Source organism: Bacillus pumilus (genome assembly GCF_900186955.1).
Classification (GTDB): domain Bacteria; phylum Bacillota; class Bacilli; order Bacillales; family Bacillaceae; genus Bacillus; species Bacillus pumilus.
On record NZ_LT906438.1, the window covers coordinates 3,425,380 to 3,447,513 of the forward strand.

23 protein-coding genes are annotated in these 22,134 nt (G+C 40.2%); 8 read left to right on the forward strand and 15 right to left on the reverse strand.

The genetic code is table 11. The annotated features are described in order from the left end of the window. Complete coding sequence (locus CKW02_RS17910) at nt 1–1,800, reverse strand: ABC transporter ATP-binding protein (protein ID WP_034620261.1); 1,800 nt, start codon at nt 1,798–1,800, stop codon at nt 1–3. Between the two features lie 98 nt (nt 1,801–1,898). Here CKW02_RS17910 and CKW02_RS17915 point away from each other — a divergent pair, with 98 nt between their 5' ends. After that, nucleotides 1,899–2,408 carry a hypothetical protein gene (locus tag CKW02_RS17915; RefSeq protein WP_034620262.1) on the forward strand — a complete coding sequence of 170 codons (510 nt, stop codon included), beginning with the start codon at nt 1,899–1,901 and terminating at the stop codon, nt 2,406–2,408. A 45-nt stretch (nt 2,409–2,453) separates the two neighbouring features. On the opposite strand, the gene CKW02_RS17920 is transcribed toward CKW02_RS17915, so the two are convergent. Both CKW02_RS17920 and CKW02_RS17925 read right to left on the reverse strand, forming a co-directional pair. After that, nucleotides 2,454–2,858, reverse strand: a complete 405-nt coding sequence (locus CKW02_RS17920) for a hypothetical protein (RefSeq protein ID WP_003214610.1) — start codon at nt 2,856–2,858, stop codon at nt 2,454–2,456. Between the two features lie 33 nt (nt 2,859–2,891). After that, nucleotides 2,892–3,086, reverse strand: a complete 195-nt coding sequence (locus CKW02_RS17925) for a hypothetical protein (protein ID WP_003215165.1) — start codon at nt 3,084–3,086, stop codon at nt 2,892–2,894. A gap of 299 nt (nt 3,087–3,385) precedes the next feature. Between CKW02_RS17925 and CKW02_RS17930 the strand changes: the two genes are divergently transcribed. From CKW02_RS17930 to rpsN, 4 genes are all read left to right on the forward strand, one after another. Further along, the gene (locus CKW02_RS17930; RefSeq protein WP_003215041.1) at nt 3,386–3,808 is read left to right on the forward strand and encodes a DUF5362 family protein; all 423 of its coding nucleotides are present in this window, start codon (nt 3,386–3,388) and stop codon (nt 3,806–3,808) included. Between the two features lie 143 nt (nt 3,809–3,951). Continuing rightward, nucleotides 3,952–4,101: a 50S ribosomal protein L33 gene (gene rpmG, locus CKW02_RS17935; RefSeq protein WP_003214771.1), complete on the forward strand. Its 150-nt coding sequence runs from the start codon at nt 3,952–3,954 to the stop codon at nt 4,099–4,101. An 81-nt stretch (nt 4,102–4,182) separates the two neighbouring features. Beyond that, nucleotides 4,183–5,379 (forward strand): GTP-binding protein, encoded by a 1,197-nt coding sequence (locus CKW02_RS17940; RefSeq protein ID WP_034620326.1) that lies wholly within the window; start codon nt 4,183–4,185, stop codon nt 5,377–5,379. Nucleotides 5,380–5,395: 16 nt separating this feature from the next. Further along, nucleotides 5,396–5,665 (forward strand): 30S ribosomal protein S14, encoded by a 270-nt coding sequence (gene rpsN, locus CKW02_RS17945; protein WP_003215208.1) that lies wholly within the window; start codon nt 5,396–5,398, stop codon nt 5,663–5,665. Between the two features lie 253 nt (nt 5,666–5,918). Here the strand turns inward: rpsN and moaA are convergent, their stop codons facing one another. Both moaA and fdhD read right to left on the reverse strand, forming a co-directional pair. After that, nucleotides 5,919–6,926, reverse strand: a complete 1,008-nt coding sequence (gene moaA / locus CKW02_RS17955; protein ID WP_034620264.1) for a GTP 3',8-cyclase MoaA — start codon at nt 6,924–6,926, stop codon at nt 5,919–5,921. A 10-nt stretch (nt 6,927–6,936) separates the two neighbouring features. Next, nucleotides 6,937–7,725, reverse strand: a complete 789-nt coding sequence (fdhD, locus tag CKW02_RS17960) for a formate dehydrogenase accessory sulfurtransferase FdhD (protein ID WP_003214783.1) — start codon at nt 7,723–7,725, stop codon at nt 6,937–6,939. Between the two features lie 134 nt (nt 7,726–7,859). Between fdhD and CKW02_RS17965 the strand changes: the two genes are divergently transcribed. Both CKW02_RS17965 and CKW02_RS17970 read left to right on the forward strand, forming a co-directional pair. Beyond that, nucleotides 7,860–9,125 (forward strand): L-lactate MFS transporter, encoded by a 1,266-nt coding sequence (locus CKW02_RS17965; protein WP_003214916.1) that lies wholly within the window; start codon nt 7,860–7,862, stop codon nt 9,123–9,125. Between the two features lie 82 nt (nt 9,126–9,207). Beyond that, a complete protein-coding gene (locus CKW02_RS17970; RefSeq protein WP_003215255.1) occupies nt 9,208–11,556 on the forward strand; it encodes an FdhF/YdeP family oxidoreductase in 2,349 nt (782 codons plus the stop codon). Nucleotides 11,557–11,608: 52 nt separating this feature from the next. On the opposite strand, the gene CKW02_RS17975 is transcribed toward CKW02_RS17970, so the two are convergent. From CKW02_RS17975 to CKW02_RS18000, 6 genes are all read right to left on the reverse strand, one after another. Further along, nucleotides 11,609–12,286 carry a VWA domain-containing protein gene (locus CKW02_RS17975; RefSeq protein WP_003214574.1) on the reverse strand — a complete coding sequence of 226 codons (678 nt, stop codon included), beginning with the start codon at nt 12,284–12,286 and terminating at the stop codon, nt 11,609–11,611. Between the two features lie 82 nt (nt 12,287–12,368). After that, a complete protein-coding gene (locus CKW02_RS17980; protein WP_080550330.1) occupies nt 12,369–13,067 on the reverse strand; it encodes a VWA domain-containing protein in 699 nt (232 codons plus the stop codon). Between the two features lie 325 nt (nt 13,068–13,392). Next, complete coding sequence (gene spoIID, locus CKW02_RS17985) at nt 13,393–14,418, reverse strand: stage II sporulation protein D (RefSeq protein ID WP_003215230.1); 1,026 nt, start codon at nt 14,416–14,418, stop codon at nt 13,393–13,395. Nucleotides 14,419–14,673: 255 nt separating this feature from the next. After that, nucleotides 14,674–15,981: a UDP-N-acetylglucosamine 1-carboxyvinyltransferase gene (gene murA / locus CKW02_RS17990; protein ID WP_003214862.1), complete on the reverse strand. Its 1,308-nt coding sequence runs from the start codon at nt 15,979–15,981 to the stop codon at nt 14,674–14,676. A 32-nt stretch (nt 15,982–16,013) separates the two neighbouring features. Continuing rightward, nucleotides 16,014–16,748 (reverse strand): YwmB family TATA-box binding protein, encoded by a 735-nt coding sequence (locus CKW02_RS17995; protein WP_003214739.1) that lies wholly within the window; start codon nt 16,746–16,748, stop codon nt 16,014–16,016. A gap of 128 nt (nt 16,749–16,876) precedes the next feature. After that, the gene (locus CKW02_RS18000) at nt 16,877–17,107 is read right to left on the reverse strand and encodes a DUF1146 family protein (RefSeq protein ID WP_003214947.1); all 231 of its coding nucleotides are present in this window, start codon (nt 17,105–17,107) and stop codon (nt 16,877–16,879) included. Nucleotides 17,108–17,244: 137 nt separating this feature from the next. Here CKW02_RS18000 and CKW02_RS18005 point away from each other — a divergent pair, with 137 nt between their 5' ends. Further along, on the forward strand, nt 17,245–17,751 hold the full coding sequence (locus CKW02_RS18005; protein ID WP_372706098.1) for a hypothetical protein: 507 nt from the start codon (nt 17,245–17,247) through the stop codon (nt 17,749–17,751). Nucleotides 17,752–17,793: 42 nt separating this feature from the next. Here the strand turns inward: CKW02_RS18005 and CKW02_RS18010 are convergent, their stop codons facing one another. The 4 genes from CKW02_RS18010 to atpA all read right to left on the reverse strand — a co-directional run bounded on the left by CKW02_RS18010 (nt 17,794) and on the right by atpA (nt 22,123). Continuing rightward, entirely contained in the window at nt 17,794–18,189 is a 396-nt protein-coding gene (locus tag CKW02_RS18010) for a F0F1 ATP synthase subunit epsilon (protein ID WP_003214592.1), read from the reverse strand. Between the two features lie 24 nt (nt 18,190–18,213). Beyond that, nucleotides 18,214–19,635, reverse strand: a complete 1,422-nt coding sequence (atpD, locus tag CKW02_RS18015; protein WP_034660283.1) for a F0F1 ATP synthase subunit beta — start codon at nt 19,633–19,635, stop codon at nt 18,214–18,216. Between the two features lie 24 nt (nt 19,636–19,659). After that, the gene (locus tag CKW02_RS18020; protein ID WP_003214656.1) at nt 19,660–20,526 is read right to left on the reverse strand and encodes a F0F1 ATP synthase subunit gamma; all 867 of its coding nucleotides are present in this window, start codon (nt 20,524–20,526) and stop codon (nt 19,660–19,662) included. 88 nt (nt 20,527–20,614) lie between these two features. Then, complete coding sequence (atpA, locus tag CKW02_RS18025; protein WP_003214775.1) at nt 20,615–22,123, reverse strand: F0F1 ATP synthase subunit alpha; 1,509 nt, start codon at nt 22,121–22,123, stop codon at nt 20,615–20,617. Nucleotides 22,124–22,134 lie beyond the last annotated feature (11 nt).

A 22,134-nucleotide genomic window follows, 5' to 3' on the forward strand; every position in this document is an offset into this window, starting at 1 on the left:
TTACGCCATCTCCTTTTGTTGAAATAGTTGGGATTGTGCCTCGTAAAGCCTTTTGTACTCTCCATCTAGCGCCATTAGCTCTTCATGGTTCCCCTCTTCAACGAAAGCACCATCTTTCATCACGATAATCCGGTCTGCTAAGCGGGCCGCTCCCATACGATGTGTGATAAACAAGACCCCTTGCTCCTGCGTATGATCGAATAGCTTTCGAATGAGTGAAATCTCCGATAGCGGATCGAGAGCAGAAGTCGGTTCATCTAAAATGATAAAATCACTTTCTCTAAAAAAGGTTCTCGCCATTGCAAGCTTTTGCCATTGTCCCCCAGATAGTTCATGACCTTCTTCAAAAAACCGGCCAAGCTGCGCATCGTATGTTTCTTCCATTTGATGAATTCTTTTCTCTATGCCTGCTTGCCGTGCAGCTGAGATCATGCGCTCTTCATCATCTATTTCGTCAATACGGCCAAATCCAATGTTTTCTTTCACAGTGAATTCGTACTTCATAAAATCTTGAAAAAGGACGGCCATTCTCGCATGATATGATTTTTTATAAAGGGTCGAAATCGATTCACCATTGACCTTTTGCATATTCGGCTTGTCTGGATCATATAAACCGGTCAAGCATTTAATCAAGGTCGTCTTACCTGATCCGTTATCCCCCACCAATGCAATGCGTTCACCTTTATCGATATGAAAATGTATATGTTCAATAGCAGGCGTTTTCATATTCGGATAGGTAAAAGAGAGATTTTCTAGCGTAATGGACTGAATACATTCAATCCTCCGAAGCGATGCCGCTTCCTCTGTCTGCTCATCAATTTCTTCTTCTCTCTTTTGAAAAGCTCTCATTTCATCAATATAGAGACTCGTTTCATATAAACTAGAACATTCCCTCGTCAAATCCTGAAAACCACTTTGAATATTTTGCACAGCTTGGAGCACAGCGACAAACGTACCCGCAGCTAATTTCTTTTGAAAGATAAGAAAGACAATAAAAAGACCGCAGCACACATAGGCAAATGTCATAAGCAATCCACCTGCCATCTCCCAGCGAACCTGACGTTTTAGTAATTTATATTTTTCATCTGCACTTTTTACATAATGGCCTTTCCATTTTTGAAGAAGGTAATTTCCTATTCCATATAAACGGATTTCCTTCAATGAATCTCGCTGCGCAACAAGATCAGACACATACATTTCTCTTCGATCATTTGCCGTTAACATGCGGTTTAATTGATACCGTGCGCCTCCAAAGAAAAGCTCAATCCACAAGACAGGCAGAGTACATAAGATCAGAATGACCGCCAAGCCCCAATGGATACCAATCATATAAATGAGAAGTGATACAACAGTAATCAATGCGCTCATGATTGTAAAAATACTTCTAACCATACTCAGAACATGCTGATGACTGTTCATCACACGTTGACTTTCATTATAAAAAGACGGGTGTTCAAATGTAATATATGGAAGCTTGATCGCTTTTTGAAGCAATTCACCCTTCAAATGCAAACCAATCAGATTTGTCGCTTTCTGCTGACTAAGCTGAAGAATGAATTGAAGCCCATATCCTAAAATCACAATGACCATTTGCAACCCAAATAACCTTAAGACCTTTTGAATATCTCCTGAAGAAGTCATGAATAAAATAATTTCATTAATCAATGTTTGAATAATCCAGACACTAGCCAAAGGCATAAAGCCAACGATCACTTGGATGAATAGAGTTAACAGAAGATATGATCGACTTCTTTTCCAAGTATAGGAGATTGCATATAAACAATGGTTCACTGTACTCATCAAACGCTCCACCTTACACCATTTAGTATAATTGACATATTTTTGATATTTATATTATGATAGCTCTGCGTAACTTCATTCTGAGAGGACGATATACGATGACTTCAATCTTACTTTTACAGCTAACTCTTATTCTTTGTAGCCTTTTATTGACGATCGGAATCATTATCTATTTAAAACACCAGATGGAATTAATCATCTTACCGATCCAGCATGTTGGACAAAAATTTGTTCATCCGCTACTCGAAAAACCATCACCTATTCAAATAAATGATCTACTGCAAACCAATCACAAGCAGCAGCTGCTTGTATTCACTGACACAGCATGTCCGCATTGCATCCCATCACTGGAACAATTCCTAGAAACGAAAAAGCAGCGTCAATTAGACATTTCTTTTAGTATTTTGCTAAAGAATGGGAAAGAAGAGGATCAAGAATTATATCGTGATAACCAAACCAACATGCGAATTATCTCAGTGGACGAACAAATGATAGGCGCCTTTCATATTGAAGAGTTTCCATATTACATCATGGTAGAAGAAGATGAAACAATCTCATATGCAGCCCCTTTTCCGGATGGTCTTTATTCAAGGTTTTCTGCAAAATAAACATAAATGAGGCATGTGAAGATAACAAACACACGCCTCATTTTTTTATTGGTTTGGATCTGCCAGAACATCCTGATCCTTTTCCCTTGCGGCGATTTCACTCGCTTCACTTGAAGCTGCGGCTTGTTCCTCAGCTTGTTCAAACTCACTGCGAGCCTCATTTGAAATATCTACTTGGTCACCATGCTGATTCACAGTAACGGACGAAGAAGACGATTCTTTTTGAACCTCTTTCTCTAGTTCCTTTAATTTAGACACATGAAGCTCTAAATCTTTTCCTTGCTGAACTAGAGTCAGTTGTTGAAATAATGCCTTTCTCTCTTCTGGAGAATGGTCGCCTTGAACAATTTTCGCTGCTTCGTTTAAAAAAGAATTGGATGTTTGACTTGCTTGACGACTGTTTGACGTCTGCATAGCATTTGTTAAGAATGAAATTGAAGATATGCTCATGCGTTCACATCCTATTAAATAAAATCCTTGAATTTAGCAGCCACATCTAATGCGTTCTTGGCTAGTACAAATCTCACCTGTATCACGATCCACGTAGTAACGGAAAGTTCCAACACCTTGAAGGAAACAAGTTGGTGCTGATTTGCATGAAGTGACTAATTTTTGCAAAATACATCTTGAAGCTGCAGGTTGAACGTTGGTCATTTTGTTTAAGAAACGATCTAACATATGAATTCCACCTTCCAATTTTTATGGTAATACAACACAATAATAACCAATTACAAGACAACTAACAACATATTTTGATAATTTTACTAATTATTTTTAACTACTAATCTCATTTATGACATAAATTGTCGTTAAAATTCATAGTAAATGTTACTTTTTTCTTATTCGAAGATAATTTATTTATCCATAAATAGTAAAGTGAAGATAGAAATTTTTAAAAATTGTTCTACATTCACTCTTCCTAAAGTACTACCTGCTCAAGTATGATAAAGAGTGAATACATAAAGGAGTGAACACCATTGCAACAAACTGAGAAAATCATTCAATCTCTTCATTCGATCACAAAGTGGGGAAAAGTTGGTAGTATATTTCTCTATATTTCAGGTGGCTTAGCTATTCTTATTGGTTTTTGGCTTGTTCTTCCTGCTGCCCTTGGCGTCTTCCTCATTATGATGGGAATCCATGTACAAAAATCTGTAAACGCAGCGGAACAATTAATTCAAGCTCCTGATACTTCTTATGAAGAGTTATTAGAACAATATGCTAAGATGATGAAAATGCAGACGCTATTTGCCATATCAAGTATTGTCGCAGCCATTCTCTCATTCATCGCCATTATCCTGATGCTGATATTAGGCGGTCTAGCATTTCTTCAAGAAATTCCTAGTGACATTCAGCAATATGAAGGTGAATACGAGGAAGAGCTTGGTGACTTTTATTAATCGAGAGGGGTATCAATGAACATTCGATACCCCTTTTGTTTGATATTTGGCATCGTTTTACCCTTCTAAGCTTGACATTCTATCTTGATCATTTTAAAATACAAATCGTAACTATTACGAATTAAAGGAGGGTCCTATTACTGATGCGTGTGAAAATTACCTTGGCCTGTACGGAAACTGGTGACAGAAACTATATCACAACAAAGAATAAAAGAACGAATCCGGATCGACTGGAGTTAAAAAAATATTCTCCTCGGTTAAAGAAATATACCCTTCATAGAGAAACAAAATAATTTTTTAGGTTTCAAATCGTAATCATTACTTTTTAAGAGAGGCGGAAATGAACATGAGCATTGGCAAAGGGACAGAAAGAAATGAATAAGCGAATACCCGTTACAGTATTAAGTGGTTTTTTAGGAGCTGGAAAAACAACGATATTAAATCATGTACTACAAAATCGTAAAGGGTTAAAAGTAGCTGTTATTGTTAATGACATGAGCGAAATTAATATTGATGCAGAACTAATCAAACAAGGCGGTGAGCTCTCTCGATCAGATGAGAAGCTAGTTGAATTATCTAATGGTTGTATTTGCTGCACATTAAGAGAAGATTTGTTAATCGAAGTAGAGCGCCTATGTAAGACTGGTCATATTGATTATATTGTCATTGAGTCAACAGGTATTAGTGAACCTATTCCAGTCGCGCAAACTTTCTCTTATATTGATGAAGAAATGGGGGTAGATTTGACGCGCTTTTGCCGGCTAGACACGATGGTCACTGTTGTAGATGCGAACCGTTTCTGGACCGACTTCCAGTCAGGAGAAAGTCTATTAGACCGTAAACAAGCCGTTTCCGATGATGACGAACGAGAAATTTCCGATTTACTGATTGATCAAATTGAATTTTGCGATGTGTTGATTATCAATAAGTGTGATCTAGTATCAAACTCAGAATTAGACCGACTTGAGCACGTGCTGACCACACTTCAACCAGAAGCATCTATCATCAGAACCTCAAAAGGGCAAGTAAAGCCAAGTGACATTTTAAATACTGGTTTATTCGATTTTGAAAAGTCCAGTGCTTCTGCTGGCTGGATTAAAGAAATCAACGCTGGGCATTCTCAGCATACGCCAGAAACAGAAGAATACCAAATCTCATCCTTTGTTTATGAAAGAAGACTTCCCTTCCATACTGGCAGGTTAAATAATTGGTTAGATCAGATGCCAGAGCAAATAGTTCGCGCTAAAGGATTTACATGGCTTGCCACACATCATGATTTAACCATTTTAATTTCACAGGCTGGAAAATCTGTTGCGATTGAACCAATTGCCTACTGGATTGCTGCCTTGCCTGAGCAAGAAAAAGCACAGATATTAAAGCAAGAACCAGAGCTTCTTGATGAGTGGGACGCAGAATTTGGTGACAGGCATACAAAACTTGTGTTTATTGGCGTAGATTTACCTAAAGCAGATATCATTCGCACACTTGATCAATGCTTACTCACACCTGAGGAATTTGATCAAGAATGGACTACGTTTGAAGACCCCTTTCAATGGAAAATCCAACATTAAGCCAGGAGGGTTTTAAGTGGCAAAGAAATCTAAAATTGCTAAAGAAAAAAAGCGGCAGCAGCTTGTATTGAAATATGCAGAATTAAGAAAAGAGTTGAAAGAAAAAGGTGAATATGAAGCTTTAAGGAAATTACCTAGAGACTCTTCCCCTACTCGCTTAAAAAACCGCTGTGAGTTAACCGGTCGTCCTAGAGGTTACTTACGAAAATTTAAAATGTCTAGAATTGCTTTTCGTGAGCTTGCCTATAAGGGCCAAATTCCAGGAGTGAAAAAATCGAGTTGGTAAAGATTGAGTTGATCTTATCACAGCTCCCATAAAAGTAAAGCAGTAAAAAATGTTGAAAAATCTACTTTCTAAGCATATCTCAACCTTTTTGAGCCACAAAATAACATTTTAAAAACCAGCAGAGTTTCTGCTGGTTTTTGATCATGACAGGATTCTAAGATGAATAGACCTATTTCTATAAAAGTATTTTCAACAATGATTATGACATTTTCTCTACTTTTCAAAAAATCATGATCATGATACTTTGTTGTCACTACCCACCGATGTATGACATTTCAACTTTTTTCTGATCTTTCTTCTGCTCTCTCTCAGCTGAATATTGATCATCTCTATTCGACCATAGTTCCTTCAATATGTTCTTTATATCTTCATTATCTTTTGTTGAGCGAATCACCCGCTTCAGATCAAAACCCGATGATGCAAAAAGACATGTAAACAATTCACCGCGAGCAGAAAGTCTCGCTCTATTACATGTTCCACAAAAGGCATCTGAAACAGAAGAAATAATGCCTATCTCTCCTGAACCATCTTGGTAAAAGAATCGGTTGGCTACTTCACCTGGATATTGAGGAGGTTCTGGTTTGATGGGAAATGTTGAATCAATTAGACCAATGATCTCTTTCTTTGTCATGACATGCTCTAGATTCCATTTATTCGTATTTCCGACATCCATGAACTCGATAAATCTGAGAACATGTCCTTCTTTTTTAAAGTAAGCTGCCATTGGTAAGACATCCTGATCATTCACACCTTTTTGAACAACCATATTGATCTTAATAGCAAGTCCAGCTTTTTTTGCAGCCTCAATCCCATCAAACACTTTTTGGATAGAAATATTCCTTCCGTTCATTTGCTTGAAACGGTCAGGGTTTAATGAATCCAAACTAATGGTGACTCTTTGAAGACCTGCTTTCTTTAACTTTTCAGCATATACAGGTAAAAGCGTTCCATTAGTTGTCATAGCAATATCTTCGATTCCTGGAATTTTCGAGAGCTTTTCTATTAAGATAGGCAAATCTTTTCGCATTAAGGGTTCACCACCCGTGATGCGTATTTTCACCACACCTAGGTCCTTTGCAAAAAGGGTAGCAAGCTGTTCAATTTCTTCGAAACTAAGCAGTTCTTCTTTATTCAAAAAAGGATAATCTGGTCCAAAAATTTCAGCAGGCATACAGTACGTACATCTAAAGTTACAGCGATCTGTTACTGAGATTCTTAAATCGCGCAATGGTCGATGTCTCTTATCCAATATACTGTCCATACTTTGCCTCCTATTCTGTTATACGCTGATGGTGAGTGTATATATTAAAAGATTCTCCTCTGACAAATCCAACTGTCGTGATATTTAATTCTTCTGCCATATTAAGCGCCAGCTCAGTTGGTGCTGATTTTGAGATGACGATCGACACTCCTAGTTTTGCTGCCTTCAATAGAACTTCTGACGATATCCGGCCGCTAAACACAAGGATTTTATCTCTAAGCGGAATTCGATGAAGTAAACAGTATCCATAGATTTTATCTAAAGCATTATGTCTTCCTATATCAGTTCTAGTGATAAATAGCTTTTCTGTGTCACACAGTCCTGCATTATGCACACCACCAGTATGTTGAAACAATTGACTTTCTTCTTGTAAACATTTCATTAGACGCATACAGGTTTCAGCAGAAATGTTGATTCGATCAATGGCTGTTTTTGCTGTTTTCACATCTTGGAGAAAATAAAAGTGTCTCCCTTTCCCGCAGCAAGAACCAATCACCCGCTTAGTAAAATCTGATGACTGAAACTCGCTTGAGTGAACTAAATCAACATAGGCAAAGCCCATACTTTCATCTATTGTAAACCTTTTAATCTCATTTTCAAATCGAATGACTCCTTCTGAAGCTAAAAAACCGATCACCAATTCTTTTAAATGATCTGGTGAACAAACAAGTGTTACAAATTCCTCTCCATTCACGATCACAGTTAAAGGAAATTCTTCTACAACTTCATCTGTTTTGCAAGTAAATTGACCTTCACGGTATTGGTGTATAACTCGTTTCTTTTTAACAGAAGGATTCATTGTATGATCTTCCTTTCAGCACAAATTTAGTTATATGAACCAATTAAATTGTGATATTATTTTAAAAAGTCATAAAAATGTAACATATTTCTATCTTATCAAACTTTTTGATTGCTTTATATGGGGGGAACAAAATGAACAAATCGAAAAATCGCTGGCTCATCGCAACAAGTGCTGTGGGAATTCATTTATCTATTGGGTCTGTTTATGCTTGGAGTGTTTTTACGAATCCTTTACATCAGGCCTTTCAGTGGTCATTGACAGAAATAAGCCTGACCTTCAGTATTGCTATTTTATTTTTAGGATTATCTGCTGCTTTCATGGGGCATTTCGTTGAAAGATATGGCCCAAGGGCATCAGGGCTCTTCTCAGCCATTTTCTTCGGTATCGGGATGACAGGGTCAGGATTCGCTGTACACATGTCCTCACTCCCTCTCCTCTATTTATTTTATGGTGTACTCGCTGGGATAGGATTAGGGGTAGGCTACATTGCACCTGTATCAACTTTAGTGAAATGGTTTCCGGACCGAAGAGGACTTGCAACCGGCTTAGCTATTATGGGTTTTGGATTTGCGTCTCTTATTTGCAGCCCAATTATCCAATATCTCATTGAAAAAGTAGATATCGCAAATACCTTTTACATTCTTGGAATTTCCTATTTTATGATCATGGTGATTTCATCTCTTTATTTATCACCACCAACACCTGATGACGTCAAACAATTTGATGTGTTAAAAACAAATCAAAGAAAAATCCCTCAGGATTTATCACAGCTTACAGCAAATGAAGCGATCAAAACACGACGTTTTTATTATTTGTGGCTCATGCTCTTTATTAATATCACATGCGGAATTGCCATTATTTCAGTAGCATCGCCTCTTGCTCAAGAAAGTGTTGGATTCACTGCTGGTGCTGCAGCTACCCTTGTTGGCATTTTAGGTGCTTTTAATGGTTTAGGACGGATTGGCTGGGCTTCCTTCTCAGATTATATCGGAAGGCCGAATACATATACAATCTTCTTTAGTATCCAGCTCATTGCCTTTCCTTTACTTCCCTACTTAAAAGAACCGCTCGTCTTTTCAATCGTGATGGCGATCATTTATACGTGCTATGGAGGAGGGTTTGCCTCAATTCCAGCCTATATTGGGGATTTATTTGGCACGAAACAACTTGGTGCCATACACGGTTATATTTTGACAGCCTGGGCAGCTGCTGGTTTAGCAGGACCTTTATTTTCATCCTTTATCCGGGATATAACAGGTAACTACACGCAGAGTCTGATGGTGTTCTCTGGCTTATTTTTCATCGCTTTTATCATATCTCTTCTCATACGGAAGGATATTCAGCAGCTTAGAGAAACAAACCTTACTGCTGATGCTTCTGTCTCATCCCGACCTTAATTTGAATTTGACAGAATCACAATCTAAAGGTAATTTTTAGATATGAAAACGCTTTATAAAGTAATAGGAGGGTGATGATATCATGGGGAAAACAAAACATAAGGGGCCTATTAAGCTTAATAAAAAACCCTCACCAAAGCTATGGGCCTCTTTTGCGCCTATGGGACTTGGAAAAGTAAAGCCGAAACACATTCGAGATACGATGAAAGTGGCTTGGGAGAACAAGGATAATCTCCCCTATGCATATCGCATTTTAACGCAAGGCGTGTGTGACGGCTGTGCCCTTGGTGTTTCAGGGCTATATGACCAAACGCTCGCAGGACCTCATATATGCACCACAAGACTAAATGTACTTCGTCTTAATACAATGCCAGCTATTGATCCAAAATGGTTTGAAGACATTCAACAGCTCAAACAAATGGACAGCACTACTCTCCGCAAACTTGGCCGTATCCCTTATCCACTGATTCGAAAAAAAGGTGACAATGCCTTTACACGTATTTCCTGGGATGATGCATTAGATCAAATCGCAGCTAAAATCAAATCAATTGATAAACGACAGCTCGCTTTCTATTTAACAGCTAGAGGAATTACAAATGAAGTCTATTATACCGCTGCGAAGGCAGCTCGCTTTATCGGGACAAATCATATTGATAATGCGTCTCGCATTTGTCATTCACCGAGCAAAACCGCTCTTAAGCGATCCCTTGGGATAGGAGCCTCCAGCTGTAATTACAACGATTGGATCGGAACAGATGTCTTAATTTTTTGGGGATCTGTCGCAGCAAACAATCAGCCCGTTTCCACTAAATATATGTATGCGGCGAAAAAGAAAGGAACCAAAATTATTGTCATCAATCCGTACAAAGAGCCTGCCATGGAAAAGTACTGGGTTCCCTCTATTCCAGAAAGTGCTTTATTCGGCACAAAAATCGCGGATGATTTCTATCAAGTCAATATAGGCGGCGATATTGCGTTTATGAATGGTGTCATCAAACATTGGTTTGACATGGAGCAGCACGCGCCCCATTCCGCTCTTGATCATGAATTTATTCAAGCCCATACTACCGGCATACAGGATTTACAGCAGCATGTCGCACAGTTGAAATGGGAAGACCTTGAAGCATCATCAGGCTTATCAAAAGAAAGAATGAAGGAATTTGCGATCCTTCTTGCCAATGCCAATTCAGGCGTTTTCATTTGGAGCATGGGTCTTACTCAGCACCGCTTTGCAACTGATAATATATCACAGGTTGCCAACCTTGCTATGTTACGTGGGTTTATTGGCAGGAAACATTGTGGTGTCATGCCAATTCGCGGGCATAGCGGTGTTCAAGGTTCTGGTGAAATGGGTGCTGACCCGTTTGTTTTGCCGGGCAGTGATTTTGATGAAGAGAATATTGAAAGAATCGAAAAGATTTGGGGGTTTGACATTCCGAAATGGCATGGTGACACCATTGGGCAATCCTTTGAGAAAATGGCTCTCCCAAAAGAACATCCGCAAAAACTCAAAATGCTGTTTACGAGCGGCGGGAACTTTTTAGAAACGATGCCAAATCCAGATGCGATCGAAAAAGCATTATCTGAGCTTGAACTCCGTGTCCATCAAGATATCATTTTGAATACCTCTACGCTAGTAGAGGCAGAAGAGACGGTAATTATTCTCCCTGCTATGACAAGATATGAGCAGCCAGGCGGCGGTACTTCCACTAGTACGGAACGCATGGTATATTTCAGTCCAGAAATTGAAGGACCTCGGATTGAGGAAGCCAGAGCAGAATGGGATATTTATATGGATCTTGCAAAAAGAGTACGTCCACAAGATGCTGAGCTGATTCATTTCGAAACGGCTGAAGACATTCGCCGTGAGATTGCGATCGCAAATCGAAACTACGATGGCATCCAGCATTTACGTCATAAAGGAGACGTTTTCCAATGGGGAGGTGCCTGGCTATGTGAAGACGGAGAGTGTCCAACACCGGATGGCAAAGGACATCTTCTTCCTGCCCAGCTGCCTCAATACCGAAAAACCGAGGGACATTTTAATATTACGACAAGAAGAGGAAAGCAATTCAACTCTATGATCTATAGTGAAAAGGATGCCTTTAATGGTGGGAAGCGTCATTCCATCTTGATGAATGAAGAAGATGCTAAAGAGCTTTATGTCAAAGAAGGTGATCCAGTTGTTTTGTTTAATCAGTATGGATCCTACCAAGGAGTCGCTCAATTTGGGGAGTTGAAACGTGGCAATATCGCTGTTTACTGGCCTGAAGGGAACGTTTTAATTCCAAAGGGTGTGTATGAGAGCTACTCACAGATTCCCGAATATAATACGGCGGCCATATTAGAAAAAGCCGAAACCTTTCATGCAAGAAAAGACCAGCACTACGTGGAGAAACGAATTGATGAATTAGAAACCACCTTGAATTGATCTTCAACTAAAAAACAGCTGGGGAAAACAATCCCCAGCTCCCATTCATATCCTACTGACTAAAAGTGCTCGCTGCATTTTGTAGAATGTAATTCAATTCTTCGGCATTTGCAGCCGGTTGATATTGTCCACCGCCTGCTTTTGCAACAGACTTTAGACTTCTGGCTTCTTTTTCATTCACGTCAAAGCCAATGATATTAACAATGGTGTCAATTCCGCCTTCATGTAATTCCTTTGCTGCTTGTGAAGGGCTTCCTCCACAAGTTTCTTGACCATCGCTGACGACGTAGACAATATTTTTCCCTTCAGCCTGGTGATCTTCAAAATCTTGCTTCGTATCTGTTAATGCTTTTGCAAGTGGTGTCCATCCGGTTGGCTTATACACATTCAGCGCTTGCTGAAATGTTGATGACTCATATGATCCAAATCCAAAAACGGCTTCAGAGCTTTCACAAGAAATTGCTTTTCCAGCATTTTTATTGGTTCCTTCATGACCAAACACACGAAGAAGAACTTGTGTATCATCTGATAAAATACTTGCGAAGCTTTGAATAGAACGTTTGGCGATATCGATTTTCTTTTCGCCTTCAACTGATTGCGCCATGCTGCCGCTTAGATCGAGTAATATCACCACATGAGCCGGCTCCTGTTTTTTTGTCACAGCATGAGCTGGTGAAGAAAGAAGCAGGACAAGACTAGCCAAAATGGTTAATACAATATTGCGTTTCATTCATAAAAACCTCCCTTTTTACATTTGTACAGAAAAAGAGAAACGAAAGCATACATCAATCGTTTCCCTTTTGTTCAGCAAGTTATTCGTGTAGTTTTAATGATTCTGCTGACAGGATAGAACCCATTTCTTTACCAGTGCTTGCTTGGTAGTAATGGCCTTTACCAGCTTTGGCTACTTGCTTTAATTGACCTTCATAGCCATCGTTAAAGTCTAATCCAATGACATTAACAACAGTCGAGCCTTTTGAGTTATGCAATTCTTTTGCTACTTTTACTGGATCCCCGCCACAAGTTTCTTCGCCATCAGTGATGAGGTACACAATATGTTTTGTTCCATTATTAAGCTGTTCATCCGCTTGCTTTGCATGTTCAAGAGCACGAGCAATCGGTGTCCAGCCATTTGGTCCAAGTTCGTTTAAAGAGTTTTCAAAGCTTTCTTTTTCGTAAGGCTGTACGCCATAAACGCCTCTAATGACTTCACATGATTGAGCTTTACCTGAATTTTTGTTGTTTCCTTCAGAGCCAAACAAGCTCATACGAATTTTAGCGTCTTTTGGAAGTGACTGAGCAAATTTAAATACCTCTTGTTTTGCGAGGTCAAATTTGCGTTCTCCCTCTACTTTTCTTGCCATGCTTCCACTTGCATCAAGTAAGATGGTGACTCTTACATCTTTGTTATGTTTTTTGACTGTAGATGCTTTTGCAAATACTGGTGAAGAGATTGACATAGATAATGTCAATACAGCTAAGGTTACGAGTGTAAATACTTTTTTCAACATCATTTTTTCCTTCCTCCCTATGTATTAAATTGAAACATCTTAATCGTAAAATATTCTGTCTTGGAATGGTATAGGACTCGGTCCCTTTTTCTCTTTCATCAAAATCACTAAAAATCTGTCAGTTGTCTAGATACATTCACCCAACACATCATTTTTTCTTTTGATTTCTCCTTCTTTCGAGGGGCTTTGTATCGGCCATCGGTTCTTGTCGGGACGTAAATGTTTAAGATTTCCTGAGGTGCGTCTTAAGTCGCAAATTGACACATTCTGTTCAAACCTCTTGGAACACACAAAAAAGATGCCCCCATTTTGAGGCACCTTTGCTTTATTTTTTAGCCATATACGTGTTAAGAAAACGATCAGCTGATTCAATTTGAATCCCTTTATAATAATGTTTCACGATAGCATCTACTTTTTTGCCTGACTGTGCCATATAATGCGCACCGTACTGACTCATTCCAACACCATGGCCATACCCCTTTGTCGTGATGATAATTTGCTGGCCCTGTCGTTCCCATGTAAAGTCCGCTGAGTGAAGCCCTAATGACTCTCGAATGTCTCTGCCTGTCAGTGTTTTACCGTTTATTACGGCTTTCGCCACTTGATTTCCAGGTGTCCTTTCTACTATCTGCCCTATCTGAGCCTGCTGAGTGAGCGTCACACCTAATTTTTGCTGAAATTCATTCACTGAGATGGTTTTCTTATTTTGAAATTTTGGCGATTTTTCGTCCCATTTACTTGAGACACTTTTCAAATAGGGGATTTCGTTTTTCCAATAAGCTTCCGCATTTTCCGTTTTTCCATTACTTGTTGAAAAGAATGAGGCATCAATTGGTTTTTCGTCGTAGGTCAACACTTTTCCTTGTGTGCTAGCGACAGCTTCTGTGACTTTTTTTAACTTCCAATTGTACGCTTTTCCCCAAATTTTCTTGAGTTCCTGCTTGTTTTTATACACTTGGAACATTTGGGTATCATCTACAAGAGAGCCCTTTGGTGATTTGACGGTCTTATCGATGATCATTTGTCTGACGATATACGTTCTTGCGGCGAGTGCCTGTGCCTTAAGTGCTTCCATCTCAAAATCAGCTGGCATTTCAGATGCTACGACACCGATCACATACTCTTCTAAGGGGATGTTTTCTACCTGCTGATGAGCTGAACGATAGACGGGGATAGCGACGGATGATTGCTTCAATTTGACTGTACCCTTCACTTCTTTTTTAACTGATGGCTCCGCTGATACATGCTGGCTTGCCTCCGGTTTCCCTTGAAACGTCGGCAACACAAGTAAAGTTGGAATCATTAAAATAATGATGCATATTCCTGCGATTGTCCATATCATTGGTTTCATATTTGGTTGCCCCCATTTGTCATTGGATCTCTTTTATCCTATGGGCGGGGACAAGCTAATATGACAGCTACTTTCATTCAGTGGACAAGTCTTTTGATGAAGATAAGAGGCTCTTTATCAACTGATTTTACTGTTCGTCTTTATGAATAAAATTTAAGATGGTTGGATACACTAGTGATAAGCTTTTAAAATAAAGCATTCTATGATTCTAAAAAAAAATCAGCATGCCCAATGGACACACTGATTTCTTTATGATTACGCGTTCAGATCTGATACAACTTGTTCTTGTGTCACATCTGCTGTTTCATCATTTACTCTTTCAATATCTGCACCGATTGCTGCAAGCTTCTGGTGGAAGTTCACATAACCACGATCGATATGCTTCAACTCAGTGACACGTGTATGACCTTCTGCTACTAATCCAGCAAGTACAAGTGCTGCTCCTGCTCTTAAATCAGTCGCTGACACTTCAGCACCTTGAAGTTGAACCGGCCCGTTGATAATGACAGAGCGACCCTCAATTTTAATATCACCATTCATACGGCGGAATTCTTCTGCATGCATAAAGCGGTTTTCAAATACCGTTTCTGTGATCATGCTTGTTCCGTTCGCACGAAGCAATAGCGCCATCATCTGAGATTGCATATCCGTTGGGAAACCAGGATGTGGCATTGTTTTTAGATCGATTGGCTTGAGCTCAGATGGTCCAATGACTCTTAAACCTTCTTCTTCTTCAATGATCTGAATACCCATTTCTTCCATTTTTGCTACAAGTGATGTCATGTGCTCCGGCACTGCGCCTTTCACAAGAACATTTCCTTCTGTAATGGCTGCTGCCACCATGAAAGTACCTGCTTCAATTCTGTCAGGGATGATGTTGTGTTTTGCACCGTGAAGTGTTTCCACACCTTCGATTTTGATTGTACCAGTACCAGCTCCGCGAACCTTACCGCCCATGGCATTGATGTAGTTTGCCAAATCAACAATTTCAGGTTCTTTTGCTACGTTTTCTAAAATCGTTGTTCCTTCAGCTAATGCTGCTGCCATAATGATGTTTTCAGTTGCGCCAACACTTGGGAAATCCAAATAGATTTTCGCACCTTTTAAACGGCCTTGAACTTCAGCCTCGATGAAACCATTTCCTACTTGAATTTTAGCTCCCATTGCTTCAAAGCCTTTTAAATGCTGGTCAATTGGTCTTGAACCAATCGCACAGCCTCCAGGTAATGCAACTCTTGCATGACCTGTTCTTGCTAAAAGTGGTCCCATGACGAGCACAGACGCTCGCATTTTACGGACATACTCAAACGGAGCCTCAGTTTCTAGTGCATGAGATGCATCCACTGATACTTCGTTATTTTCAAAATGTACTTCTGCTCCTAAATGACGTAACACTTCATTGATTGTATATACATCGGAGAGCGTAGGTACATCACAAATTACGCTTTTTTCTGTACTTGCTAACAAAGATGCAGCGATAACTGGTAAAACGGCATTTTTTGCTCCTTCTACTTTAACTGTGCCGTTTAACTTTTGACCGCCGCGGACGATGATTTTTTCCAAGGTCTTCCCCTCCGCGTCCCAAATTCTCTATATTAATATTCAGTCGTTACGATTGGTGTGCCAACCGTAATCGTATGATTTTCGTTCATTTCCGAACTTCTGATGGCAATTTGAACATTCATTTTATCATTTGAAGTCATAATGAACTGTTCCCACTTATCTGTGTAAGCGGAAAGCGACACAAAATTAGACTCAACGAGATACTCAACTGGTTTTGCTTGAAATTCATTCGCTAACATTTCAGCCTTTTTTTGCAAAACAACATCCATCATACCATTTACATGACCATCGAGACAAGTAAAAATTACAAATTTCTCTTGTAATATGCTTTTTGCATGACGTACGAACTGATCATATGTATGCTTCCAGGTATTCAGTGGGCGAGCACCTTTTTGCTCATATAATAAATACGACTTTTGATTGGATTTTGTGTCGGTCTTCACGAGTAAAATTTTCGATAATGTATCATTTTTTTCATCTTTGTAAATTCCTGTGACTTTGGTGACATGTTTTTCTTCTTTTTCGGTCCACTCATACTGTCGTAGTTCGTCTCTCAAACGTTTCACTTTTTTTGAAAATTGTTCGGATGAAATGTCTATATTTGTTTTGGCGTGAAGAGTCCATCCATCTACTTCAATTTGCTGGTTTTTTAGACCTTCTGCTATTTGGACAAGCGGAGAAGATTCTTCCGCACGAACACCTTGAATCATCAGAACAAAAAAAAGAATAAACGCAAATAATGGCCAACCTTTTACATACTTTCTCACTTGTCATTCCCCCTTGCTACAAGTGTTGCCGCAAGGAGGTCTATGCATACGTGGAAAAGTCATCAAAGGCCATACTTTTGACACTTCTTTTTACGTTCCCGCATAAGACAGTGACCAAACCTTTTATGTTAGAACATATAAGGTATTTGTTTGGAGAAATTTAAGTAATCAAGGAAGAAATTGCTGACTGCAGATGCAATAGCAATGGTAATGAGCATCATCAGCAATCTTGCCTGAATGATTTTCCCTTTTTTAATCAGTGGGTCAATATTAACGGCAAGCAATGCCCACCATGTAATCGCAATAAAAAACAGGTGGATCACAATACTAACAATTGCTTGTTGTCCTACGTCTTCCATACAGTTGAATCCTCCTTATATTTATTTCTGTAAAGGAAAACTCCCTTTCATTATATCCTCGAAAATCGGAAAGATGAATCATTTGGAAAAAAGAGCTACATTTAGAGTAAATCCCCTCTTATCCTGGTGCCAAGGAGATGATATACTGCGTGTGGAAGGAGCTGAACATATTGAAAGATTCTTTTCCTGACTTTGTTGATTTGTACGGAGAACTGGTTCCCTCATTTGATCATGAATGGGAGGCCATTGCTTTCTACTTTGATTATAGACAGACACAGCTAGAAGAATTAGCGCAATTGTGTCATTTTCATAACATTTCTTTGGATTATTCTGAGGAGAGCCTGTATCAGTTAGAAACACTTTACTTTGATGCATTTACCAAGCAGTTGTTTGCTGAGTGGAAAATGCCAATAGATGCATTAGAAGCGATGATGAGTGTATATATGGGAGAGGTTGTCCTCCGTCATCATTCTGATGCTGACTGGGTGGTACGTCCTTATATGGACTCTCCGCATCAATATACGCTGGGTTTGCGCCGGCACAATAAAACGTGGCATAGTACGCAGTTTTGCGAGCACTTATATTTGGAAAAACAGGATTCTCACCCGTATGTGTCAATGTACCAATCCCTCATGTCATTCTAAAAAAAATCCTTCTTATCATTGTGATAAGAAGGATTTTCTGTTTTATTTCCCTGCTACATTTAAACGGTTTAACGCCCGTTTTAATGCGAGTTCCGCCCGGCGTACATCACTTTCATTCGGGTGGTTCAAATGCTCTTCAGCACGCTGTTTCGCTGATTTCGCACGATCGACATCAACTTTATCTGATGTTTCAGCGGCCTGAGCAAGAATGGTTACTTGTTCAGGGCGAACTTCAACAAATCCGCCACTTACTGCAACCAATTCAGTTGATCCACTATGTTTTAAGCGAACTGCACCGATTTTTAGCGGAGCAACCATTGGAACGTGGCCAGCTAAAATACCAAGCTCACCGCTTTCTGCTCTGACACTGACCATTTCCACATCCGCTTGATACACTGGGCCGTCGGGAGTAACGATATTGACTTGAACGGTCTTCATGCTTTTACCCTCCTAAGGACCAGATTAGGCCTCTACACCCATCTCTTTGGCTTTTTCAACCACTTCTTCAATGCGTCCAACTAAGCGGAATGCATCTTCTGGAAGGTGATCGTATTTACCAGATAAGATTTCCTTGAAGCCTTTAACAGTTTCTTTCAATGGCACGTAAGAACCTTTTTGGCCAGTGAACTGCTCTGCTACGTGGAAGTTTTGAGATAGGAAGAATTGAACACGACGCGCTCTGTGTACCACAAGCTTATCGTCCTCTGATAATTCATCCATACCTAAAATGGCAATGATATCTTGTAGTTCTTTATAACGCTGCAATGTTTGCTGCACTTCACGCGCAATGGCATAGTGCTCTTCGCCAACGATCTCAGGTGCAAGTGCACGAGATGTTGAAGCAAGAGGATCAACCGCTGGGTAAATACCCATTTCAGTCAGCTTACGCTCAAGGTTTGTCGTTGCATCAAGGTGAGCGAACGTTGTTGCTGGAGCTGGATCCGTGTAGTCATCCGCAGGTACATAGATCGCTTGAATCGATGTAACCGATCCTACGTTTGTAGACGTGATACGCTCTTGCAGCTGACCCATTTCTGTTGCAAGTGTCGGCTGATAACCTACCGCTGAAGGCATACGTCCAAGAAGGGCTGATACTTCGGAACCTGCTTGTGTAAAGCGATAGATGTTATCGATGAAGAACAATACGTCTTGACCTAGTTCATCACGGAAATGCTCTGCCATTGTCAAACCAGTTAGGGCAACACGCATACGTGCACCTGGTGGCTCGTTCATTTGACCGAAGACCATGGCTGTTTTTTCGATAACGCCAGAATCTTTCATTTCGTAGTAAAGGTCGTTTCCTTCACGTGTACGCTCTCCAACACCAGCGAATACAGAAATACCGCCGTGTTCTTGTGCGATGTTGTTGATCAATTCTTGAATCAGAACGGTTTTACCTACACCGGCTCCACCGAATAGACCGATCTTTCCGCCCTTGATGTAAGGAGCAAGAAGGTCAACAACTTTAATACCCGTTTCAAGAATTTCAACTTCTGTAGAAAGTTGATCAAAAGAAGGCGCTTGTCTGTGGATTGGATCTCTTTGAGCTTCCACACCAAGTGGCTCATCTAAGTCAATATTATCTCCCAGTACGTTGAATACGCGTCCAAGTGTTACGTTACCAACTGGTACTGAAATTGGTTTTCCAAGGTCTACAGCTTCCATACCGCGCTTCACACCATCTGTTGATGCCATTGCGATGGTTCTGACTGTATTATCACCTAAATGTAGTGCTACTTCTAAAGTTAAGTCGATCGTAACTTCACTTTCACTTTCCGCTTTATGCGAAACTCTGATCGCATTATAAATCTCAGGCAAGTGACCGTCTTCAAAATGAACGTCTACGACTGGTCCCATGATCTGACTGATGCGTCCTGTTTTCATTGCATTCCCTCCTGACAATTATTTCTATTCTAAGGCAGCTGCTCCGCCGACAATTTCTGTAATCTCTTGTGTAATCGCTGCTTGACGAGCACGGTTGTAAGAGAGTGTCAGGCCGTCGATCAATTCTTTCGCGTTGTCTGTTGCACTCTTCATTGCTGTCATTCTTGCAGCATGTTCACTTGCTTTGCTGTCAAGAAGCGCACCGAAAATCAAACTCTCTGCATATTGAGGAAGGAGAACTTCAAGAATTTCTTCTTCAGAAGGCTCAAACTCATAAGATGCGGAACGTTTATTGGGTGTCGCTGCGGCCGAAATGTCCGTTAGCGGCAATAATTTCTTCTCTGTTACTTCTTGTGAAATGGCACTGACAAAGTGGTTGTAGAACATGTAAAGTTCGTCAAACGCTTCATCAGAGAACATTTGAACTGTACTGCTTGCTAATTCTTTAATATCAGCAAACGCTACTTCGTCTCCCAGCCCTGTGACTTCAGAAATAACTGGAATACCGCGCTTTTTGAAGAAGTCGCGTCCGATTTTACCAATCACAATCACCGCATATTCATCAGCGGATTGATGACGAGATTGAATGGTTTGGTAAGCGGCACGCAAAATCGAGCTGTTAAAAGGTCCTGCAAGTCCTCGATCAGATGTAATGACGAGATACCCTGTTTTCTTGACAGGTCTTGAAAGAAGCATTGGGTGCTTAGCACTTGTTCCAGTTGCGATTGCAGCAACGACTTCCTGGATTTTTTCCATGTAGGGAACAAAAGACTTCGCATTGTTTTCAGCACGATTCAGTTTCGCAGCTGATACCATTTGCATCGCTTTTGTGATCTGACTCGATTTTTTCGTTGACGTGATCCTTGACTTTATATCGCGTAATGAGGCCAAAGATTTCACCACCTTTTTTCAGGAATCCGTGTTCATTTACGTGAAAAGAGAGAAAAAGAGAATCTTTTTCTCTCGGAAAGATTACTAATTAGTTGCTTGGTGCAAACGTACGTTTAAAGCCTTCGATTGCTGTATTCCACTCTTCATCAGCAGGCATGTTTCCTGTTTGAGAGATCGTGTCAAACAAGCCTTTATGGTTTTCTTCAATGTACATGAATAACTCAGCTTCGAAACGTTTGACATCAGCAATCGCGACATCGTCTAAGTATCCTCTTGTAAGTGCATAAAGAATCGCTACTTGTTTTTCAACTTTAAGCGGTTTGTTCAAGTCTTGTTTTAAGACTTCAACTGTTCTAGCACCACGGTTTAATTTTGCTTGAGTCGCTTGGTCTAGATCAGATCCAAATTGAGCGAATGCTTCAAGCTCACGATAAGAAGCAAGATCCAGACGAAGTGTACCTGCTACCTTTTTCATCGCTTTGATTTGTGCAGAACCACCTACACGGGATACAGACAATCCTGCGTTTACTGCTGGACGTACGCCTGAGAAGAAGAGGTCAGATTGTAAGAAAATCTGTCCATCTGTGATTGAAATAACGTTTGTTGGGATATATGCAGAGATATCGCCAGCTTGCGTTTCTACGAAAGGCAATGCTGTGATAGAACCGCCACCCTTTTCGTCACTAAGCTTCGCTGCACGCTCTAATAAACGAGAGTGAAGATAGAAAACATCACCAGGGAATGCCTCACGACCTGGAGGACGACGAAGCAATAATGAAAGCTCACGGTAAGCTGCCGCTTGTTTAGAAAGGTCATCATATACAACAAGTACGTGCTTGCCGTTATACATGAATTCCTCACCCATCGTTACACCTGCATAAGGAGCAAGGTAAAGAAGTGGGGCTGGCTGTGATGCAGAAGCTGTGACTACAATTGTGTAATCAAGCGCACCATGCTTACGAAGTGTTTCAACAACACCACGAACCGTTGATTCCTTTTGTCCGATTGCTACATAAATACAGATCATGTCTTGATCTTTTTGGTTTAGGATCGTATCAATTGCAACAGATGTTTTACCTGTTTGACGGTCACCAATGATCAATTCACGCTGTCCGCGTCCGATTGGAATCAAGGCATCAATTGCTTTAATCCCTGTTTGAAGCGGCTCATGAACAGATTTACGATCCATAACGCCTGGTGCTTCACTTTCGATTGGACGAGTTTTGCTTGTTAAAATTGGACCTAGTCCATCAACAGGCTGACCAAGTGGGTTCACAATACGTCCGATTAACTCTTCACCAACTGGAACCTCCATGATACGACCTGTACGTTTTACATCGTCACCTTCGCGGATATCTTTGTAAGGTCCTAAAATAACGATACCTACGTTAGACTCCTCAAGGTTTTGAGCCATACCCATTACACCGTTAGAGAACTCAACCAGCTCTCCTGCCATAATGTTGTCAAGGCCATGTACACGCGCGATACCGTCCCCTACTTGGATGACTGTACCGACATCTTTTACTTCAATTTCAGATTGATAGTTTTGGATTTGCTGCTTTATCAGCGCGCTAATCTCTTCAGCTTTGATACTCACTAAGGTTTCAC